The following is a 19,028-nucleotide window of genomic DNA, read 5'->3' as shown; positions in this document are numbered from 1 at the left end:
ATTGTCCGATAGTTTGCCGCAGGCCGCCCTGTCGACCGCCCCCGCTACGGTACCCCTCCCCAAGAGCGCTTCGCTTCGTCTTGCAAATACGGCCGCATTCCTGCTAGAAATCCTCGTGGCCAAACCTCCGCAAACCAAACCTGACTCATTCCGCGATCCTGTTGAAGGCGACGCACTCGCAGCGCTGCTCGACGAAATCGCGGAAGAGGAAACACCTGAACGGCTGTTGAAGCTCGCCCTTGAGCTGCAGCAGCAACTGCTGTTGTCAAAGCAGCTGAAAAATCCCAACTGAACGGCCTGCAGCTAGGCATCTTGATTTGCCTCGAGTTCCACGATGGCGTCATCGCCTCGTTCGCCAGACCGATGCTGCTGCGGTAATCTTTCTGCGCTCGATGTGGGCGAAACCCCAGTCTCAATAGCTCAGCGGTTCCTGCGCCCCAGAAGGCCCTGATCCCATCATGACGCCGATGAGACGACCAGGAAGATCAGGGCCAACTTGGGTCGCAGCTCAAGGTCGATCACTGCTGCCCTGGCATCTCGGTATTTTCTTGCGGGTTCTTTTTAACGCCGGGCGCGGGTGATGTCTCGGCGGGGGCATTACCGCCTTGGTTCTGTTCCGGGGTGCGCTTTACTGGCGATGTCTGCCACGATCCGCCTGAAAGGGGTATGAACACAAAGAAGGCTAGCAGGGCGACGAAGATCACAGCCGCAATGACGACGCCCCACCCGAGTACATTTCGGGTGCCACGCTGTTCTTCCTTCCGGGACACATGCTCCGTCATCACTGGACTCCTTTGTGTCATTCGACGAGGTACAAATTTATCGTGCAGATCGACCGCACGGTCTGCTCTTCCCCGACGCGTGCCGCCGGCACAGCCGAAGAAGCTGAAGCTAATCTTCTCCAGCTTTTCGGCTGCCTGGTTTGGCGGCCCGCTTTGGGGCTTTCGGCACTGCCGGTTTCCGCTCGGGTGCAGGCGGATTGATCGCCTCGTGCGCCAAACGGGCTTTGCGCAATCGCGCCGTTTTCTCTTCCCGCGCCTTGCGCTCGGCTTCCATTACGCCTTGTGCGTAGAGGGTGGCTCGTGCGTCTCTGTCGTTTGCGGATCCACTGGCCGCCATAGTCAGCCCTCCGCCTTGTAATTTCTTGCTTCCTTCTTGGCGCCGTCTTTGCCGTGCTCGGCTGCAAGCTCTTTGGCCTGCCCGGGTGACACGTCGGTGGCTTCGGCCAACTTGATTGCCTCTTGTTCAGAGAGATCTCTGTCCTTTCGCGTGGGGTTCTTTGTCATCGCAGATCTCCTATCAGAGCCCAAACGACCGGACCGGCGGTGTGTTCCCTGGAGCCTTCGATAGTCCACCGATTGAGGCGGGCTATCGCGCTTCCGTCAATGAGCGAAAAGTTTTGATGCGGACGACAAGATACATGATCAGCTTCAAGGCCTTTCGAACTGCTCCGGCCAGCCGGGTTAGGGCCGGGCTATGGCCGCGTGGGACGCGTGACACACGGACGGATTCAGGCATCGATGCCAGGCGCTAGTTCTCGCCCGCGAGCGTGGCGAGAAATGACCGCCGCCATTCTGCTGCGTCATTGCGCGTGATGCGCTTGAGCAGTGCACTATGCCTTGCAATTCTTTCCTCAAGCGGCATCGCGAGCGCTTTTGCGATCGCGTCAGCAACCTCGTCGACCGCATACGGGTTCACGATCAAGGATTCGGCAAGTTCTTCGGCCGCACCCGCAAAACGCGACAATACCAGCACTCCGGGATCGGCTTCGTCCTGCGCGGCTATGTATTCCTTGGCGACGAGGTTCATTCCGTCACGCAGGGGCGTGACCAATCCGACCTGGCTAGCGCGCAACAGGCCAGCAAGCCGAGAGCGTGATACGGCACGGTGGATGTAGCGGATCGGGGTCCAAGCCAAATCCGCGTATCTTCCGTTGACCGCGCCGGCGGTTGCCTCAAGCTGGGCCCGGATGTCGGCATAGGCGCTGACCTCCTCGCGCGTCGGCGACGCAATCTGCAAATATGTTGCCGCCCGCTCGTGTTCCGGATGCCTTTCCAAAAGACGCGCGAAAGCCTGCATGCGGCCGGGGAGACCCTTGGAGTAGTCCAGCCGATCGACGCCGATGATTTGCTTGAGGCCCAGAATCTGGCGGCGCATGGAATCAATCTGCACATCCTCCGCCGCCTCATTGGCCATGCGTGCGATTGAATCGACGTCGATGCCTATCGGAAAACACCTCGATAACACCGTGCGGCCGTTCATCTCAGCCGAACCATTGATATCAAAAGTAATGGAGTTGGCCGCCTGCACTGAGCGCCGGAAATTCCCCACGTCCGTTTCGGTCTGGAATCCCACGACGTCATACTGAAGCAGATCATCGATGAGTTCTTCATGGTCGGGCGTGGCTACAAACAGGTCAGGCGGCGGGAAGGGTATGTGAAGAAAGAAACCGATCCGATTCCGGACTCCCAGCCGCCGCAACTGGGCGGCCAAGGGGATAAGGTGGTAGTCGTGAACCCACACCAGGTCGTCGTTGCCCGACAGCAGTCCTGCGAGCGCCTTCGCGAACCGCGCATTGATCTGCCGGTAGGCGTGTAGAAACTCTGCCCGGTGGTTCACCAGGTCGAGTCGGTAATGAAAAAGCGGCCACAGCGTGCTGTTGGCATAGCCATTGTAATAGAGCGAATACTCCTCATAGGGCAGGGTAAGCGCAGCCGTCTCGATCTTTCCCACCCGTTCCAAGCGGATCAGCGGTTCGTCGCTCGCGGCGTAGTCCTGATACTCGGCGCTTGCTCCTAGCCACAGGCCTCCACGCTCGGCCAACGCATCCCCGATGCCTACAGCAAGTCCGCCGGCTTGCGACAGATCGCGAATGTTCCCCAGCCTGTTCGAGACGACAACCAGACGACGCGGGATGGCGCGATCGCCAGTTAGCTCAGCCTCCCCACCTAAGGCGTCGCGCTCAAGGGGATCACCAACCGTTTGCGAGGCCTCGTTGAAAATTTCATCCGGTCGCTGCAACAAGAGCAAATCCTGAGCGTGAAGATCGCTTGGGGAACGGTCCGCGCGTGCGATTGTTCCCGACGTAAGTGTCCAGCCGGATTCGCTGGTTCTCGGCCCGCTCGGGCGCCTTTTTCAGCGGCTCTCGCAGGATCGTCGTCGGACACACCGGTGATGAGACCCCGATCCAGCACGCCGAGCAGCCGCTTTGGCGACGGCCGGACTTACCGCTTTGGTATTCATGCTGCCGGATCCCCTGCCCTGTCATATCAACTCCCCACCTTGGCAAAAGCCCCAAGTGACCAAACCGTCAGTCCACCTCGATTACCTTGCGCGTCGGCTTTCGTTGGCGGGGCGGCTGCTTTGCGGCTACGGGCGCGGGCGGGGTCTGCGTTATCGATGCCTCCAACAACTGTCGCTGTTCTCTAAGCCGCGCCGTCTTGGCTTCCCTGGCATGCCGCTCCGCTTCCAACAGCAACTTGGCTTCTCGATCCGCCCTCTCGATCTTTTCCCTGTCGACGCGTCGTGTTTTCAAGGTCGCCTCCTTTGGTCAGACGGCGAACAAAGTGCGGACCTGAAAAAATGTTCCCAACAAATTAAGGCCTGATCTGCCTCAAATGATATTGACCAGCAGCCCGCCGGTTGCGCGCATCTGCGGCTCTGTGACGTCCAAAGGAACTGCTTGCCGTCCGCGGCGTTACGCCACCACGCTGGCCGGAAGATTACCATGGACGACAAACCCCGAACGACGGTCAGAAAACCGGCCCGGATTGATCAAGGGCATTGCTTTTGCGGAGCCATCACAGCTGAATTCAGTGGCGATCCCTTTTGGATTTGTTTCGACTACGACGATGACTGCCGACGAGCGATCGGCAGCCCACTGACGATCTGGATTGGCTATCGTCCAGATCAGGTCGATTGGCTCGGCTCCAAACCAAAAACATTTTCGAAAACCAGGGGCGTCGTGCGCTCCTTCTGTTCGGAATGTGGCACCTCGATTGGGTACACCGATGAAGGCTTGCCAAATGAGTTCTACATCTCGATCGGATTCATGGACGCGCCCGAGAAGTACCATCCCCAAGCCCAGGCCTATTGGGAAATGCGGCTGCCGTTTATCAGGATGGATGACGGTTTGCCTCGCGTCGAGGGCTACACCCGGGCGCGCGACCCCGCCCTGGGCAATCCCAGAGACCGGTGAGGCAGGAGGCTGGATCTCGGGCGTCGTACCTGCAAGCCAGCGCCAGGGCTGGCGGAACGGCGGCCGAACCATTGGAATGAGAGAGATCTCCAAACGGACAAATGCCCGAAACCAATTTCACCGGCGTGGGTTGAAGATGGACATGCGGGACTTGTTTTCACAGTCTGACGACAAAGAAGCGGATGTTTGAAGGATTCAAGCTAGAGACCGTGGATCTGCCCGAGTCCTCACTGCGAGTCAGGTATGGAGGTTCAGGCCCGCCGCTTCTTTTGCTGCATGGCCATCCTCGGACGCACGTTACCTGGCACCGGGTAGCCCCACTTCTCGCCGCCGACCACACAGTTGTCTGCCCCGATCTGAGGGGCTTTGGCCAGTCCTCGGTACCGGCGGACGCCGTGGACCATGCTGGATCCTCCAAGCGTGCCAAGGCCAGGGACTGCATTGCTCTCATGGGACATCTCGGCTTTCGCCGGTTTGCCATCGCAGGCCATGACCGCGGCAGCTACACAGCGTTCCGAACAGCCATGGATCACCCGTCGGCGATCAGCCATCTGATCGTCATGGACAGCGTCCCTATCCTGGAAGCCCTCGAACGCTGCGACGCCCGCTTTGCGAAGCTCTGGTGGCACTGGTTCTTTTTTGCACAGCCGGACAAGCCCGAACGCGCAATCATGGCCGATCCTGACGCGTGGTATGGCGGCTCAGCCGAGTCCATGGGGGCTGAGGCCTATGTCGACTACAAGGACGCAATCCACGATCCGAATGTTGTTCACGGCATGCTTGAAGACTATCGGGCAGGTCTGGCCATCGATCAATTGCACGATACCGACGACAGGAAAGCTGGTCGCCGGGTCGCGTGCCCGACCTTGGCGCTCTGGTCCGCCCGCGATGACCTTGAGGCACTCTACGGCAACGTGCTCGATGTTTGGCGACCCTGGACCACCGAACTGAAGGGCCAACCGATCGAAAGCGGACATCATATGGCCGAAGAAGCAGCCGAGGCGGTAGCCGCAGCCGTCATGGCGTTCTTGCGCGAACCGACGTCGTCATGCGGCGAGCTTGGCTGAACCGATCCGTTTGATGGCACTGCTGATCGACCGTTCGCCATCGTCGTAGTCAGCCCAGGCGACGGTCTTTTTCAGGTGGCCCGGGACCGTGCGAACGGTGTATTTTTTCGGATCGAGATCCGCCTTCACCTGACTCCAGGTCAGCGGCATGGATACAGTCGCGCCTTCCCTGGCGCGAGGGGAGAGAGGGGCGACGGCTGTCGCCATGCGATCATTCCTGAGATAGTCGAGAAAAATCCGGGATGTCCGCAGCTTCTTGGCCATGTTGACGAGGTAGAGATCCGGGCTGTCTGCCGCCATCTGGATGCAGACGGCCTTTGCGAAGGCCTTGGCCTCGGCCCATGTCGTCTTGCTGCGTTGGGCCGCCAATGGCGTCACGACATGCAAGCCTTTGCCGCCCGTGGTTTTGCAGAAGCTCACCAAGCCCAGATCTTCGAGACGATCGCGCATTTCCTTGGCAGCCGCGACCACCTTCGCAAAAGGGACTTCCGGACCAGGGTCAAGGTCGAAGACAAGTCGGCCAGGCATTTCGGGATGACCCGGCTGGCAATTCCAGGGGTGAAGCTCAAGGCCGCCTATCTGGGCGATCGCGGCCAGACCCTCGACGCGGTCGATTTGCAGATACGGTTTGTGATCGCCGAAGACTTTCACCAGTTCCAGCAGATTGGATGTGCCTGGCATTGCGTGGCGCTGGAAAAACTGCTCGCCAGCGTAGCCATCCGGCGCGCGCACGAGTGAACAGGGACGACCTTTGATATGTCTGATCATCCAGGGGCCAACGGTCTCGAAATATTCTGCAAGATCGAGCTTGTCGACGGGCTGACCGTCGCCGGCATTCGGCCAAAGCGGCTTGTCCGGCTTGGAAATGATGACGCCCATGACAACCGGGCTTTTTCCTGTCTTGCCAGTCACCTTGGCAGGGTCGGCAATCGGCGTCTCTTGAGGATCGGCTGGACGCTCGGCCTCGACGTCTTTTGCGGGCTTGTCTTCACGCAGGCCTTTGAAGGCGGCCTGCCGGATATTGCCACCCCCGGTCCAGCCGGCGAACTCGATTTCCGCGACCAATTCCGGCTTCGTCCAGAAGACGGTTGAATTCCTTTTCGGTGCGCCGTCGCCGGTAAACGGCGACGTCGCGGCTTTCATCTCCTGCAGCCTGGGCATCAGCTGCTTGACCTTTGCCTCGCTGAATCCGGTCCCCACACGGCCGATATAGGCGAAATGTTCACCGCGATTGACGCCGACGAGCAATGACCGGAATTTGCCGTTGGTCGTCGACCAGCCGCCGATGACCACCTCATGCCCGGCGCGGCATTTCGATTTGGCCCAGGTGTCGGTCCTCCCCGAAACATAGGTTGCATCGGCCTTTTTGGAGACAATCCCCTCAAGCGACAGGCGACAGGCAGAACGCAGCACCGCGTCGCCGCCATTGCTGAAGTGCTCGACATAGCGGATGAGATTTTGCGCGCCGCGATCGACTTCGCCGAGCATCTCGCTCAGACGTTCCTTCCGTTGTGAGAGAGGCATCTTTCGCAGATCGACGCCATTTGCGAAGAGCAGGTCAAAAGCAAAGTAGATCAGGTCCTTCGTCCGGCGCTCCGACAGCGCCGCCTGCAGTGCGGCAAAATCGGGCGCGCCGTTCTCGCCAAGCGCTACGATTTCGCCGTCGATGATGACGTTGGGGAGGCTGGCGGCCTCCTTTGCGATGGCGCCAAATTTCTCCGTCCAGTCAAGACCCTTGCGGGTCTTAAGGGCGATGTCCTTGTCTTCCACGCGCAACTGGACGCGATAACCGTCAAACTTGATTTCGTGAACCCAGTTCGTCCCGGCCGGCGGCCGGGAAAGCGTTGCGCAAAGCTGTGGTGGGATGAAGTCGGGCATCTTCGCCGCTGAGGCACCAGCGGCTCGCTTCGGCCGCGGAGCAGGCTTTGCCGACCTGGCGGCGCGCTTGTCGGCATGGCCGCGCTTGCTGTCCCAAACGGCATCCGCATCGGCCAACGATGAACCTTTCATCATGAACGGCTTCGGACCTGCCCCCTTCCCCGCTGCAATCCTCTCCATGCTCCGACCCGAGGCGACGGATCGATCCTGAGCCAGCACCGCATCGCCATTGCCCTCTGTCGCGTATTTGTCGCGGTGTTTGATCAGCAGCCAGTTGGTCCGCTTCCCGCCATTGCGGTCATGCTTCATGCGCACGAGGACGAAGCTTCCATGCAGGCGCTTGCCCTGCAGCGTGAATTTCAGGTCGCCTTTTTCCAACGCCTTTTCGGGAGACATGGCGCCTTCCGGTTCCCAATATCCGCGATCCCACAACTGCACCGTGCCGCCACCATATTGTCCTTTGGGAATTGTGCCTTCGAAGTCGCCGTACTCCAGCGGGTGGTCCTCAACCTCCACGGCAAGTCGTTTGTCGTGAGGATCCAGTGATGGACCTTTGGTCACAGCCCATGATTTGAAGACCCCGCCAAGCTCGAGGCGAAGATCATAGTGCAGCCGCGTGGCCGCGTGTTTTTGGATGACAAACCGAAGTCGATTCGAACCCGCAATCGAGCTTTCGCCGCTGGGCTCTTTCGTCTTCGCGAAGTCCCTTTTGGCCCGGTAGGTTGAAAGCTCGCCCGTTTTCATGGAAGTGCCCCGACTAATGACGCAACGCCGGACTCAACGCAGTGGGTGAGATTTGGTTCGGTTCATGGCCGAGACGGCGCCGATGCTGCTTTTCCGCTTCAGAGTGGCATCGCCGTCAAATGTAGGCCTTCACGGAGATTACACGTCATGTCGTCACCGCTGACGTTAAGGTTCCTTGGTTTGCCCAACCATTTTTGCAAGCTCTGAAAATGGTGGGATGTCCAGTTCGCCTTGCGCGTTGTTTGCGATCTGCAGAAGCCTGATCGGGAAGCAGATCGCGTCACGGTTGGCCGGTGACATGTCTTCGTAGGTCCGCTCGTCACCTGTCATGGACGCCTCTGCCTTTCGCAGGGCGGTATCGATCTCGTCAATTGACAGCAGACCTTTGTGAACGAGCAGGTTGTTGATTGACGCGACCGCCATCATCAACCCTTCAAGCTGAAGATTGGCAACGTTCATGGCTTGACCGTGTTTCCGCTGCCCGGCCTCGCCGGGGCGTTCTGGCCATCGGATTGGTGCGTCTTGTCATCCACCTCATTGACTGGCCGCGTCAGACCGACCCCACTCTTGGGTTTCTTGTTGCCGGCCGCATCCTGAGAGAACGCATCCGAAGGATCAGGACCTGTTCTAGCCGGGTACTTCGTTGCGCCGGTCTCGCGACGGTTTTCATTATCAGGCATTTTTGATCACTCCAATCGGATGACCGATAACCATTACGAGCCCGGCGAGTTCCGGCGCCGCATGGAACATTTCTGGCCGTTCGTGCAGAGACAAGCGGGCGTGTCTCTGCAATCGCGCCTCGCGCACTGGCGGCAGGTCTCGCTTTCGTTGCCCACAGCACTAGGTTCCTCGTTGAGGCAAAAGGAATTCCCCATGCGGGTGGCACGCGAAGCCTGGGTTCTTGGCAAGGAGAGCATCCTCGGATTCATCAACGACAATGCCCTCAGCCACGGTGCGGCGATGGCATTCTATGCCGTTACGTCCCTGGCCCCGATCTTGTTGATCGTTGTTGCGATTGCTGGACTTGTCTTTGGGCATGAAGCAGCTCAACTCGCTCTGTCGGCCGAAATCGCAGGCGTGATGGGATCGCAAACCGGCGACCTTCTGCGCAGCACCATCGAAAGCGCTTCTCACAGAACCGCCGGCACTGTTGCCACTTTGGTGGGCATTGTCACCCTCTTCGTGACAGCCTCAGGGGTGTTTGGCGAAATGCAGCTTTCGCTCAACACAATCTGGAAGATTGAGCCACCACCCATGTCTGTGTCGCGATTGGTGCGGGCGCGGGCGGCCAGCCTGGGTCTGGTTGCAGCGTTAGGATTTCTACTGCTTGTGTCGTTGGCGGCGAGCGCCGCCATTTCCGCACTTGGCGCTGCCATCAACGCCCATCTGCCGTTCGGCACGATCATTCTCGCGTCGATAAACGGCATTGTATCATTCGTGCTGATTTCCGCTCTGTTTGCCGCGATCTTCAAGATCCTGCCGGACCGGTCGCTCGCTTGGCGCGATGTCGCAATTGGCGCGGCAGTTACCGCTTTGCTCTTCACCATCGGCAAGTCGCTGATTGGCTGGTATATCGGAACCAGTGCGATCGCATCCTCCTATGGCGCGGCGGGTGCACTGCTGGTCGTGCTGCTTTGGGTTTACTATTCGTCTGAGATATTCCTGCTCGGCGCCGAGTTCACGCGAGCCTATTCCGTCCGTCTCGGCAGTCGGTCCGACCTTCAACCGATAGTGGAGGCAGAGAGCCCGTCGCGACAGACATCGAACCTTGGACCAACCATCCAGCGCGAGGTGCAGGCCTGGATTGTGATCACGGGTTTGCTGACCTTCGTGGCGACACGGGTCTGGCCATCGCGGCGATCTTAGCTGCTTCCCACCAATTCTGTTTCTTTGGAACGCAACCCGGACACCGGAATTGCATAGGAACAGGAGGTTGCCCACGCCGAAATTTCGCTTTGAGACGACAGTATCCGGCCAGACTACCGCTCTCGAGGAAGAGCTAGCCAGCGCGGAGATGGCCAGTCCGAGAGCAATAGAGATGGCACGCGCGGCAATGGCGGCGGACCCTGGGTCAGGTACCAAGCAATCGGGATCGACTATCAAGGTCTACGATGAAGCCGGATATCTGGTCGCCACAGTCAATTTTTCCGACGTGTTGCCGAGTCATCCGGACGCCGGACAGCATGGGATTGGCGACGCGATTGTCGAAGAACCGGGTGTGATGCGGTCTGGCTGACCCGTGGTAGATCAGGGTTTCACGTTTCGCTCACGCGATTCCCCGGCAGGGCAATTTGCTGAGATCGCGAGGTCCTCGGCCATCGTCGGAGGCTAGAGCTGAGATTCGATCGGGAGGTGACGGACGAAGACCGCCAGGATACGGCGACAAAATCCGGCTTCTGGTTCATGCGTATAGTCCTGAATCTTGCCTTCGCCGCATCCATGCCAATGCAGAACATTGTGCTTCAGTTCGAGCCGATAGCTTGTTTCCGGAGATATTTCCGATTGGAATCGATGCCGCAGCTCGGCGACCAATTTCGGATCCTCAAACAGCACGCCCATTTCCGAGTTCAAGGACACTGACCGTGGATCGAAATTGAAGGAACCGACGAAGCCGATATTGTCGTCGACGGTGAAAGCTTTCGTATGCAGACTGGCGCCCTTGGAGCCAAACACCGAGATTGCGGAGCGCCGGTTGAACGGCTGAAGCTCGAAAATATTGACGCCATTCCTCAGCAGCCGCTTGCGATAGTTTGCGTAAGCGCCATGGACTGCGGCGACGTCCGTGGCGGCCAAGGAATTGGTCAGAACCGAAACGTCAACACCGGCGCCGACAAGGTCCAGCAAGATCGCTGTGCCCCTTTTGCCGGGGATGAAATAGGGCGACACAATTTCCAGACACCCGCGCGTAGATTGGATGATCGGACGCAGCTCTTTCATAAGCCAGCTGCGACGTCTCCAACCACGAACCTTCTCCGGCGGATCGGAAATGACCCGCACGCCATCCACCCAATGAACGTCGTTGCTGGCCGCAATAAACTCTGTGATCGAGCCCCGGTTGCCGATGCCGTTCAGGAATTTGGGATCGGGGCCGGTATCGCTTCCTTCAAGCCATTTGGCATGCTCATGCTCAGCCACTGATCCCAGGGTTTTGATTGGCTTGGCTTCATTGCAAGCCCAGAAGGCATCGAATATCGCCGCGGTTTGCCGTACCGCAGGCCCCAGGAGCAGCAGATCGAGGTCCCGGAAATTGGTTTCTGCCGCATCGAAATAGGCATCGCCAACATTCCGACCGCCGACAATGGCAAATTTGTCGTCGACGATCCAAGCCTTGTTGTGCATCCGTCGCGTCAATGCAAAGAGCCGCAACAGCACTTCCACACCACGCATGATCCGGCCGCGCCTGATACCGCTCGGATTGAACAACTTCAATTCGATGTTTGGATGGTTGTTCAGCGCCAGATATGCCGCATCATTTTTACGCGGATTGACGTCGTCAAGGAGCATGCGCACCCGAACACCGCGCTCAGCAGCTCGAAAAACCTCGCGAAGCAGCAAGCGGCCGGTGTGATCATCATGCCAAAGGTAGTACATCAGGTCGAGGCTGCGCTCAGCGCTCCTTGCGGCCAGCACGCGCAGAGCGAAAGCGTCATAATTGTCCGAGACAAGCAGCAAGCCGCTCTTGCCGGTTTTGATGTTGTCGTCTGCGGTTCGCGAAAGTGATACGTCCATAAAAATTGCCACCTTTGGACGGCGCTCGCTGCCATCCCGCTCAAATCATAGCTAGAACCATTCTGAGGTATTCTGGTTGCATACGCAGCGTCCAATCACCCCAATTCCTGGATGCAAGCAGGGCCAGCAATCAAGCGGCTGCAGAGCGGTCAGGAGGCTTGAGAGGCGTTGCCCCGACTGCTCTGCTGCCGCTGCGGTACTTGCGTCTCCTGCAGTCCCAGGCCCTCAGACCGCACGACCGTTGGCGGGAGCCCGATGGCGTGCGCCCCGCCGCGGCTCTTCGACGAGAATGACGTGGTCGTTGTTCTCAGTGAAGCGCAGGACCCTTTAAATTTAGATATCTCCATTATCCCGGAACCGGGTTCGGGTTTCCGAGTTAAGAAAATGCTCGCGACGGGCAATTTTCAACAGAGGAGACGGCACAATGCCCACTGCCAAGAAAGCCAATGGCAACAACAAGGACCTGGAGGACCTTTTCCTCGATGGCCTCAAAGACATCTACTATGCCGAGAAGAAAATTCTGAAAGCCTTGCCGAAGATGGCCAAAGGCGCATCCGAAGAGCAAGTTTCGGCAGCATTCGAGAAGCACCTCGCTGAAACCGAGGGGCAGGTCGAACGTCTGGAGGAGGTCTTCGAGATTCTCGGCGCTGCCGCGCGCGGCAAAACCTGCCCGGCGATCGACGGCATCCTGGAGGAAGGATCTGAAATCCTTCAGGAGTACAAGGGTTCGACTTCGCTCGATGCAGGGCTCGTCGGTGCCGCGCAAGCCGTGGAGCACTACGAGATCGCCAGGTATGGAACCCTGATCGCCTGGGCTACGACGCTCGGCAAGGACGACGTGGTTGCGCTCCTCAATGCGACACTTGAAGAGGAGAAGGCCACCGACGAGGCGTTGACTGCCCTCGGTGAAGCCGGCGTCAACGAACGAGCGGCAGAACGGAGAGCGGCTTGATTTGATCGCCTACCCAACCGCCTCGGCGACCCATGTGCCGAGGCGGTCCCGGGAGATGAAGGACATGATCACGCATATCTACAAAGGACTGGAATGTTTCCTGCTTGAGTGTTCGGCCGCGCTGGTCAGGCGCCGCGCGCTTGGCGGTTCGCGCAGCGATCCTCGGCAGCTGCGAGAAGAGCGCAGAGATGAGTTCAGGGCCCGCAAAGCCGCCGAATGAGCGCCAAGATGGAGAGTCGGATGGGCTTCTTTGGAAAATATTTCTCAGGACTGTTGAGCAAGAAATCGACTGACGGCAAGGGGAGCGGCGATATGCGGAAAGCTACCGGCGCGGGTCCGGCAATTGCCGCGCATTCCAAAGATGCAAAGACATCCGCTGCTTCCGGTCAAAGCACCAATGCTTCGAGCAAAAATGCAGATGGCCGATGACAAAAGGCAAGATTTGGCTACCGACTCTAGGTCGCATCGAAGCGGCGCAAAGACGTTAAATCGTCGAGATGACCCGCATCGCAACCTTCAACGTCAATGGCGTCAACGGCCGACTGCCAGTGCTTCTCAAGTGGCTTGGCGAAACCGGCTATGACATCGTCTGCCTTCAAGAACTGAAGACCTCTGACGAAAAATTTCCCGTCGATGCGATTAGAAACGCCGGCTATGGCGCAATCTGGCACGGACAGAAGTCCTACAATGGCGTGGCAATCCTCGCTCGCGGGATTGAGCCGCTGGAACGTCGTCGAGGTCTGCCGGGCGATCCCGACGATTCGCACAGCCGCTACATCGAGGCAGATGTGAATGGGTTTGTTGTCGGCTGCCTGTATTTGCCCAATGGCAATCCAGCGCCGGGGCCGAAGTTCGACTACAAACTTCGCTGGTTCCGACGTTTGATCACCTATGGCCAGGTGCTGCTCGGCGATAGCTCACCGACCATCCTGTGCGGCGACTATAACGTCGTTCCAGGCCCGATCGACGCGGCGGTGCCGGGGCGCTGGGTTGGCGATGCCGTTTACTTCCCCGAGAGCCGGAGCGCGTACGCCGAAATGCTTGCTCAGGGCTGGTTCGATGCGGTTCGTCGCATTCATCCAGAAAAAGGAATTTACACCTATTGGAACTTCTCCTACCGCGGCGGGTACGATCGGAGTTCCGGGCTCCGGATGGACCATCTCTTGCTGAGTTCATCCCTATTGGATCGCCTGAAGAATGCCGGAGTAGATGCCGAAACGCGTGCATGGGACAAGCCGAGCGATCATGCGCCAGCCTGGATAGAACTTGATTGAGCTTCCTCGGCAAGGAGCCTGAAGACCTGGTGGCGCTCCTTCGTGATTACATTTGGCCGCGCATGTCTATCGTCAACAATGAGGACTGCCGGCGCCAAGCGATCAAGGACGCAATGATGACAACCACTCAAAAGGAAGCTGAACTGATTGCGCGCCTTGCACGCCAGCATGGCGTCACTGATGGCGCTGTCATGGCTGTCCTTGAGGCGTTGCGGCGTGGTGGTGGAACCATGGCCCAGTTCAGCCACGTCGACTTCGGAGGAATGTCACAATGGTCCTCCGGCATGACGATGGTCGGCGACATGTTCGATGACAGCCTCAAGGCGAAGCTCAACACTATCGCGGCGGAGCTCTCGGCCTACCTGCGCGATCATCCCGCCAAGCCACAACGCGACGACACGAGCTATCGTTCTGCAGCTATGGCCCACGCCGGCTCATGGTGGCCTGAGGAGTTTGGGAGCCCGTCTGCCGCTGGTTCTCAAAACAATATGCGCTACGCAGCGTTTCCTGAGCAAAGCCGCCTGGTCATGGACGATCATGGAAAGATGGAGATTTATGACACAGGCGACCATCGCATATCCGGTGTTTCGCAGAGCCAGAGCACGGACTCCACCCTGACCTTTGTCAGCCAGCACGGCGTGGTCCGCGTATCTGATCTCAAGCGCGTATCTGCGACGTAGGTCAGGGCCGCTTCCATGCAGACAGTCACGCTCATCGGCTATCTCGCGACCGTCTGCTCGATGAGCAGTTTCACCCCGCAAGCCTGGAAAATCATCAGGACACGAGAGACAAGCGGCATCTCCGCACCGATGTATGCCATCACTGTGTTGGGCTTCGCCTTGTGGCTGGCCTTCGGCATCATGAAGGCAGAGTGGCCGATCATAATCACGAATGGCGTCTGTCTCCTGCTGTCAGCGTTCATTCTCACAATGACAGTCCTGCCGCAGGCTGAGAAAGATGCGGTTGCCAAGGCTTTCGACCCCGACGACTAGATTAGCGCTTCCAACTTTTCAGCAGCGGACCTTGGCTCCCATATGCAGGATCCTTGCGCGGACGCCCCACCCTGGGGATCGTTGCGAGCGCACCGCTATGCTGATCCTTGCTCCTACATTCGTCATAAGTCCCAAACGGAGGATACGCGCCGACAACCAAAAAATCATCGGATGCCAAGAGGCATTGGTGCCCGGTGCCTGCCGGGAGGACCGCGACGTCACCGGCCTTCAGCGACAGCGTTCGTCCTTTCTTGCCGCCAAACCGGACTTCAGCGTTTCCGCGCGCAATGCCCAGAACCTCGTGTATTTGCGAATGATAGTGAACATAATCATAGATGCCGTTTCGCCAGCTATCGCCCCATCCGTTTGCCTCGAAAAGCACCTCCATGACGGCTGCTGGATCAAGTCCTTCGGGCAATTCGACGGCGCCTCGATAAACGACGAGCGGCCATGCTGGATGATTGGGTACAAGTCCATCATCCTTGAACCAGAACTCATTCGACTTTCGCTGCCTCACAAATCCGGCGACAGCTTGCTTGCGCGGTCTTGCGAAACCGGTGACGTTCTCGATCACTTTCTTGCTGGTTTCCAAAATGCTCATCGACGCTGCCTCTAAAGCAGAGGTTAGTTTAGCCGCTCGCTCAGAGCTCGACCTTTGCGTTGTCGCCCACATTCGGCTTGGCGCCGGTAACGGCCGCAAACACCATCGTTGCGGTAGCCATGATTAGCCCCGGGCTGTCCCACAATTCGCCTTCGTCGGGTTTGACCGTTATCAGACGAATCTCGGGATCATCGGCATTATCCCACCAGGCTGCGTCAGTTTTCTCCCAGGTTTCGGTGATCTTTTCCCTATCATTTGTCACTGTGGCCGGGCCTGACATCGTGACGTATTTGTAGTGGCTGTTGTCACTCCAGGCCAATGTGACCTTTGGATAGGTCGACAGTTGCTCGCTCTTGGCGCTGTCGTCATTGACGAGGAAGTATATGGCGTTTTCTTCACGGACCACACGCGCAGATAGCGGACGGGCTCGATTGTACTCGCCGTCCCAGGTCACAAACATGCAGACGTCGATGTCCTCGGCGAGTTCCCAGATGCGGTCTGTTGCCTCGGCGGGCGTGAGGTCCGTCTGCTGCTCTCGGCGGTTAGCCATAAGCGTCCTCCTGCGGGTGAATATCCTCGCTTACAACTCACGTCCCGCCACGACGTTCCAACTCACTGGGTCCTTCGGCTTGCTAAAGCGGTGGAACTTTCGAAATTGCCGGAAGTTTGGATGGCAAACGCGAGGCCATGATGGCGGACAAGACGCTTCGAACATCAAAACGGACACCCGAGCAGGACGCTAAGGGTCAGTCGGAAAAAGACCACAAGGGCGGGGGGAGCGATGGCGTCGCCAGCGCCGATCCGCGGGTGATCTCCGGCAAAAAAGACGGCGACGCGACATTCCCTGTCGAGGGACCGAAGAAATAGCTATGAGCTCATTGGCAGGGCATCTGGCGGTGTCATCAATGCCACTGAGAAAATTGACGAACGGCTCAAGTCATTGCGCTAAAAGCGACAGAGTTAAGGCCGGCCTTCCCGACTTGCCTCCCGCCAGTGCGATCGCGGCAATCGTCGATCCGCATCGGCCATGTCGTGTCTCCTACTGCGTCGGATGACACTTTGCTACCGTCACCGACGCGGATCACCTTCAACCCTCCGGAGTTGCATGACGCGCATCGGCCTCAAGGCGCTAATGGCAGCCTGGAAATCACGCGACCTTTGAAAAGAGACCGACGTCGCATCTGGCTAAACCATAGCGCCATCGGTGATCGGTTGTGGCAACCCGGCTCTGGTAGAACAGTGAAAGCTGACTGCCATCGATCATCACCGTCGAGTGGCCGTTCTCGCCCGGTTGACCTGGCTCCAGCACCGGGCCGATCGAAACGTAAGGCCCGCTGACCTCGTCGGCGATGGCAAAAAACACCCGTTGCCGGTTTCCCCGAAGGCCATTCGGAAGAAAGCAAGTGGCGTTGAGAAGCACCCGGCCGTCCGGCAGCTCGATCAGTTGCGCGCCCTCAATGCCCCATTCGTAGTCGGGATCATCTCTGGTGTTATGGTGGGGAACATCGTTGTGGTCGAGGATTTTGCCGATCCGCTTCCACGGACCGAACCACGAGTCGGACTGGCTACGTGCCAGATAGATGTCGGGCTGAGGCACCCTCGTGAATTTTGGCATAGCCGAATAAACCAGGTAGCGCCCACCTCCAATGACTGCTGGATGTGGATCGTAAATGCCGTCCTCTTCCGTGTCCGGGATGGCCAGAATGGCCGGACTGAGGACTACCCAATGGAACCCGTCGTTGGAAACCGCATGCTCGCAACGGCCACCCGACTTCATGAATTCCGTCTGGATGAACATGTGGAAGACGCCGCACTCGTGGGTCACACCGGGAGCCGCAACACCAGTGCCGTTGATTGGAAGTTCGATCGGATCATGCTCGGCCCACGGCCCATAAAGATCGGGCGCCGTGGCATGCAAGATTCTCCACGTCTCGGTGGTGACCGTGCCGCTTGACCCGAAGACGTGCCAGACACGGCCATCGAAGACAGGACACGGGTCCTTGAGATCATCCACGCTTTGCGGATGAAACAGTGGAAAAACGTTGGTTTCAAAGTTGATGTTCATGTCAGCCCCGGAATTCGCCTCGGCAGTCGGAGACGCGCAGAGATACAGGCGAATCATTGATGTTAGGCACATTCTATAGCCAACGAGTTCAACGCAAATACGGCAATGCCGCTGTCCACCAGCATTCCTCGTTGAACCACGCTTTCAGTGGCGGCCGGGTTCCGACAGCCGCCCTTACCTCCGCAACCAGATCCCGCTTCGTGCGTGGACCAAGCGGGCGACTGGGCCTTCTTCATTTCAGTTGGAACAACTCACCTGATCGAAAGTTAGGAGCTGGAACTAAGTAGTTCTCTCCATTCGCGATTAACAAATGTTAATCGTAACATAAATAGTGTCACAGAGGGAGTATGTCAATGGAAGCGGCCTTTGGCGGGGTAACCGGCAGTCAATATGTTCGTCGCGAAAATATACTGGTTTGCTTCTCCCACTTACGATGGAATTTTGTTCACCAGCGTCCGCAGCATCTCCTCACTCTCGCATCCGCTCAGCAGAGAGTGGTCTACTTTGAAGAACCCGTTTTCGAAGAATTGCCGCAGCCGCTGATGCGGACGAGCGTGGCATCGGAAAACATTCTGATTGTCACACCAGTGCTGCCGCTTGGCACGTCGGCCGCGAAAGCAGATGCCGTCCAGCGGAGATTTGTGCAGCAGACCATCGCTTCTATGCCGCATAGCCGGCTGATCGCCTGGTACTACACCCCAATGGCTCTCCGCTTTACGGAATTCCTCGACCCAGACATATGCGTCTATGACTGCATGGACGAACTCTCTGCGTTCAGGAATGCGCCCCCCGAGCTGGGCCAGATGGAAAAGGCGCTTCTGCGCCGCGCGGATCTGGTTTTCACCGGTGGTCTAAGCTTGTTCGAGACCAAGCGTCACCTCCATCCCGCCATCTTTCCATTTCCGAGCAGCATCGATGTGAGGCACTTTCACACCGCAAGACGGCCAGGAAGGGACCCAGCCGACCAGGCGGGCATTCCTTCCCCGAGGGTTGGATATTTCGGCGTCATCGACGAGCGGCTTGACGTCGATCTCGTCGCGCTAGCGGCAAAGACAATGCCGGACGTGCATTTCGTCATGCTCGGTCCGGTCGTCAAGATCGACCCTGCAAGCCTGCCGCAAGCCGAAAACCTGCATTGGCTTGGCCCGAAAGCCTACTGCGATCTGCCCGACTATCTGCGCCATTGGGACGCCGGATGGATGCCGTTTGCCCTCAACGAGGCGACGCGTTTCATCAGCCCGACCAAGACGCCGGAATTTCTCGCGGCGGGTCTGCCGGTGATCTCGACGGCAATCGTCGACGTGGTGCGCAGTTACGGTGCTGCCGGGCTGGTGGAAATCGCCGACTGTGACGATCTGGAAGTCAAGCTGCGCTCCGTTCTTTCGCGACCGCGTCAGATGCTCCTGCAGCAAGTCGATGCCTACCTTGCGGACATGTCCTGGGAACGGACATGGAATGCCATGGCAGCTCACATTGAGCGCGCCTACCAACGCAAGAAGGTCGTGCCCCTTCGCAGGAGTGCATAGCC

24 protein-coding genes are annotated in these 19,028 nt (G+C 58.5%); 13 read left to right on the top strand and 11 right to left on the bottom strand.

Annotated elements, in window-relative coordinates; all coding sequences use genetic code 11:
- Nucleotide 1 precedes the first annotated feature (1 nt).
- Nucleotides 2-292, top strand: coding sequence for a hypothetical protein (locus X771_RS1000000168080; RefSeq protein ID WP_031197822.1), 291 nt, complete (start codon nucleotides 2-4; stop codon nucleotides 290-292).
- A 226-nt stretch (nucleotides 293-518) separates the two neighbouring features.
- Here X771_RS1000000168080 and X771_RS153340 read toward each other — a convergent pair whose 3' ends face one another.
- The 4 genes from X771_RS153340 to X771_RS153350 all read right to left on the bottom strand — a co-directional run bounded on the left by X771_RS153340 (nucleotide 519) and on the right by X771_RS153350 (nucleotide 3,535).
- On the bottom strand, nucleotides 519-782 hold the full coding sequence (locus X771_RS153340; protein ID WP_023681159.1) for a hypothetical protein: 264 nt from the start codon (nucleotides 780-782) through the stop codon (nucleotides 519-521).
- Between the two features lie 339 nt (nucleotides 783-1,121).
- Nucleotides 1,122-1,286 carry a hypothetical protein gene (locus X771_RS1000000168775; protein WP_023681158.1) on the bottom strand — a complete coding sequence of 55 codons (165 nt, stop codon included), beginning with the start codon at nucleotides 1,284-1,286 and terminating at the stop codon, nucleotides 1,122-1,124.
- Between the two features lie 244 nt (nucleotides 1,287-1,530).
- A complete protein-coding gene (locus X771_RS153345; protein ID WP_023687841.1) occupies nucleotides 1,531-3,024 on the bottom strand; it encodes a trehalose-6-phosphate synthase in 1,494 nt (497 codons plus the stop codon).
- A gap of 286 nt (nucleotides 3,025-3,310) precedes the next feature.
- Entirely contained in the window at nucleotides 3,311-3,535 is a 225-nt protein-coding gene (locus tag X771_RS153350) for a hypothetical protein (protein WP_023687840.1), read from the bottom strand.
- A 192-nt stretch (nucleotides 3,536-3,727) separates the two neighbouring features.
- Here X771_RS153350 and X771_RS153355 point away from each other — a divergent pair, with 192 nt between their 5' ends.
- A complete protein-coding gene (locus X771_RS153355; protein ID WP_023687839.1) occupies nucleotides 3,728-4,198 on the top strand; it encodes a GFA family protein in 471 nt (156 codons plus the stop codon).
- 182 nt (nucleotides 4,199-4,380) lie between these two features.
- On the top strand, nucleotides 4,381-5,265 hold the full coding sequence (locus tag X771_RS153360) for an alpha/beta hydrolase (protein ID WP_023687838.1): 885 nt from the start codon (nucleotides 4,381-4,383) through the stop codon (nucleotides 5,263-5,265).
- On the opposite strand, the gene ligD is transcribed toward X771_RS153360, so the two are convergent.
- The 3 genes from ligD to X771_RS1000000168075 all read right to left on the bottom strand — a co-directional run bounded on the left by ligD (nucleotide 5,245) and on the right by X771_RS1000000168075 (nucleotide 8,567).
- On the bottom strand, nucleotides 5,245-7,887 hold the full coding sequence (ligD, locus tag X771_RS153365; protein WP_023687837.1) for a DNA ligase D: 2,643 nt from the start codon (nucleotides 7,885-7,887) through the stop codon (nucleotides 5,245-5,247). The two genes, X771_RS153360 and ligD, sit on opposite strands and share 21 nt — an antisense overlap.
- Nucleotides 7,888-8,052: 165 nt before the next feature.
- Nucleotides 8,053-8,346 (bottom strand): hypothetical protein, encoded by a 294-nt coding sequence (locus tag X771_RS153370; protein ID WP_023687836.1) that lies wholly within the window; start codon nucleotides 8,344-8,346, stop codon nucleotides 8,053-8,055.
- Nucleotides 8,343-8,567 carry a hypothetical protein gene (locus X771_RS1000000168075; RefSeq protein WP_156932538.1) on the bottom strand — a complete coding sequence of 75 codons (225 nt, stop codon included), beginning with the start codon at nucleotides 8,565-8,567 and terminating at the stop codon, nucleotides 8,343-8,345. Before X771_RS1000000168075 ends, X771_RS153370 begins: the two co-directional genes overlap by 4 nt.
- 193 nt (nucleotides 8,568-8,760) lie before the next feature.
- On the opposite strand from X771_RS1000000168075, the gene X771_RS153375 reads away from it, so the two are divergent.
- Nucleotides 8,761-9,753 carry a YihY/virulence factor BrkB family protein gene (locus X771_RS153375; RefSeq protein ID WP_023687835.1) on the top strand — a complete coding sequence of 331 codons (993 nt, stop codon included), beginning with the start codon at nucleotides 8,761-8,763 and terminating at the stop codon, nucleotides 9,751-9,753.
- A 67-nt stretch (nucleotides 9,754-9,820) separates the two neighbouring features.
- The gene (locus X771_RS17815) at nucleotides 9,821-10,123 is read left to right on the top strand and encodes a hypothetical protein (RefSeq protein ID WP_023687834.1); all 303 of its coding nucleotides are present in this window, start codon (nucleotides 9,821-9,823) and stop codon (nucleotides 10,121-10,123) included.
- 92 nt (nucleotides 10,124-10,215) lie between these two features.
- Here the strand turns inward: X771_RS17815 and X771_RS153380 are convergent, their stop codons facing one another.
- Complete coding sequence (locus X771_RS153380; RefSeq protein WP_023687833.1) at nucleotides 10,216-11,616, bottom strand: phospholipase D family protein; 1,401 nt, start codon at nucleotides 11,614-11,616, stop codon at nucleotides 10,216-10,218.
- A 424-nt stretch (nucleotides 11,617-12,040) separates the two neighbouring features.
- Here X771_RS153380 and X771_RS153385 point away from each other — a divergent pair, with 424 nt between their 5' ends.
- From X771_RS153385 to X771_RS153400, 6 genes are all read left to right on the top strand, one after another.
- The gene (locus X771_RS153385; RefSeq protein WP_023668043.1) at nucleotides 12,041-12,568 is read left to right on the top strand and encodes a ferritin-like domain-containing protein; all 528 of its coding nucleotides are present in this window, start codon (nucleotides 12,041-12,043) and stop codon (nucleotides 12,566-12,568) included.
- Nucleotides 12,569-12,632: 64 nt separating this feature from the next.
- A complete protein-coding gene (locus X771_RS0133820; RefSeq protein WP_155921618.1) occupies nucleotides 12,633-12,788 on the top strand; it encodes a hypothetical protein in 156 nt (51 codons plus the stop codon).
- Between the two features lie 20 nt (nucleotides 12,789-12,808).
- Complete coding sequence (locus tag X771_RS0133815; protein WP_023807298.1) at nucleotides 12,809-12,997, top strand: hypothetical protein; 189 nt, start codon at nucleotides 12,809-12,811, stop codon at nucleotides 12,995-12,997.
- A gap of 68 nt (nucleotides 12,998-13,065) precedes the next feature.
- Nucleotides 13,066-13,842 (top strand): exodeoxyribonuclease III, encoded by a 777-nt coding sequence (xth, locus tag X771_RS153390; protein ID WP_023687832.1) that lies wholly within the window; start codon nucleotides 13,066-13,068, stop codon nucleotides 13,840-13,842.
- Complete coding sequence (locus X771_RS153395) at nucleotides 13,839-14,522, top strand: hypothetical protein (protein WP_023714643.1); 684 nt, start codon at nucleotides 13,839-13,841, stop codon at nucleotides 14,520-14,522. Before xth ends, X771_RS153395 begins: the two co-directional genes overlap by 4 nt.
- A 15-nt stretch (nucleotides 14,523-14,537) precedes the next feature.
- Nucleotides 14,538-14,834, top strand: coding sequence for a SemiSWEET transporter (locus tag X771_RS153400; protein ID WP_023687830.1), 297 nt, complete (start codon nucleotides 14,538-14,540; stop codon nucleotides 14,832-14,834).
- A 1-nt stretch (nucleotide 14,835) separates the two neighbouring features.
- On the opposite strand, the gene X771_RS153405 is transcribed toward X771_RS153400, so the two are convergent.
- Both X771_RS153405 and X771_RS153410 read right to left on the bottom strand, forming a co-directional pair.
- A complete protein-coding gene (locus tag X771_RS153405) occupies nucleotides 14,836-15,435 on the bottom strand; it encodes a cupin (RefSeq protein WP_023687829.1) in 600 nt (199 codons plus the stop codon).
- Nucleotides 15,436-15,475: 40 nt separating this feature from the next.
- Nucleotides 15,476-15,985 carry a pyridoxamine 5'-phosphate oxidase family protein gene (locus X771_RS153410; protein WP_023687828.1) on the bottom strand — a complete coding sequence of 170 codons (510 nt, stop codon included), beginning with the start codon at nucleotides 15,983-15,985 and terminating at the stop codon, nucleotides 15,476-15,478.
- Between the two features lie 140 nt (nucleotides 15,986-16,125).
- On the opposite strand from X771_RS153410, the gene X771_RS153415 reads away from it, so the two are divergent.
- Entirely contained in the window at nucleotides 16,126-16,302 is a 177-nt protein-coding gene (locus tag X771_RS153415) for a hypothetical protein (RefSeq protein ID WP_155923824.1), read from the top strand.
- Between the two features lie 280 nt (nucleotides 16,303-16,582).
- Here the strand turns inward: X771_RS153415 and X771_RS153420 are convergent, their stop codons facing one another.
- Complete coding sequence (locus tag X771_RS153420; protein ID WP_023687826.1) at nucleotides 16,583-17,500, bottom strand: hypothetical protein; 918 nt, start codon at nucleotides 17,498-17,500, stop codon at nucleotides 16,583-16,585.
- Nucleotides 17,501-17,853: 353 nt separating this feature from the next.
- Here X771_RS153420 and X771_RS153425 point away from each other — a divergent pair, with 353 nt between their 5' ends.
- Nucleotides 17,854-19,026 (top strand): glycosyltransferase, encoded by a 1,173-nt coding sequence (locus X771_RS153425; RefSeq protein ID WP_023687825.1) that lies wholly within the window; start codon nucleotides 17,854-17,856, stop codon nucleotides 19,024-19,026.
- Nucleotides 19,027-19,028 lie beyond the last annotated feature (2 nt).

Source organism: Mesorhizobium sp. LSJC269B00, assembly GCF_000502815.1.
Classification (GTDB): Bacteria; Pseudomonadota; Alphaproteobacteria; order Rhizobiales; family Rhizobiaceae; genus Mesorhizobium.
The sequence above is the reverse complement of the archived record's forward strand: the minus strand, read 5'-3'. Positions and strand labels throughout refer to the sequence as shown.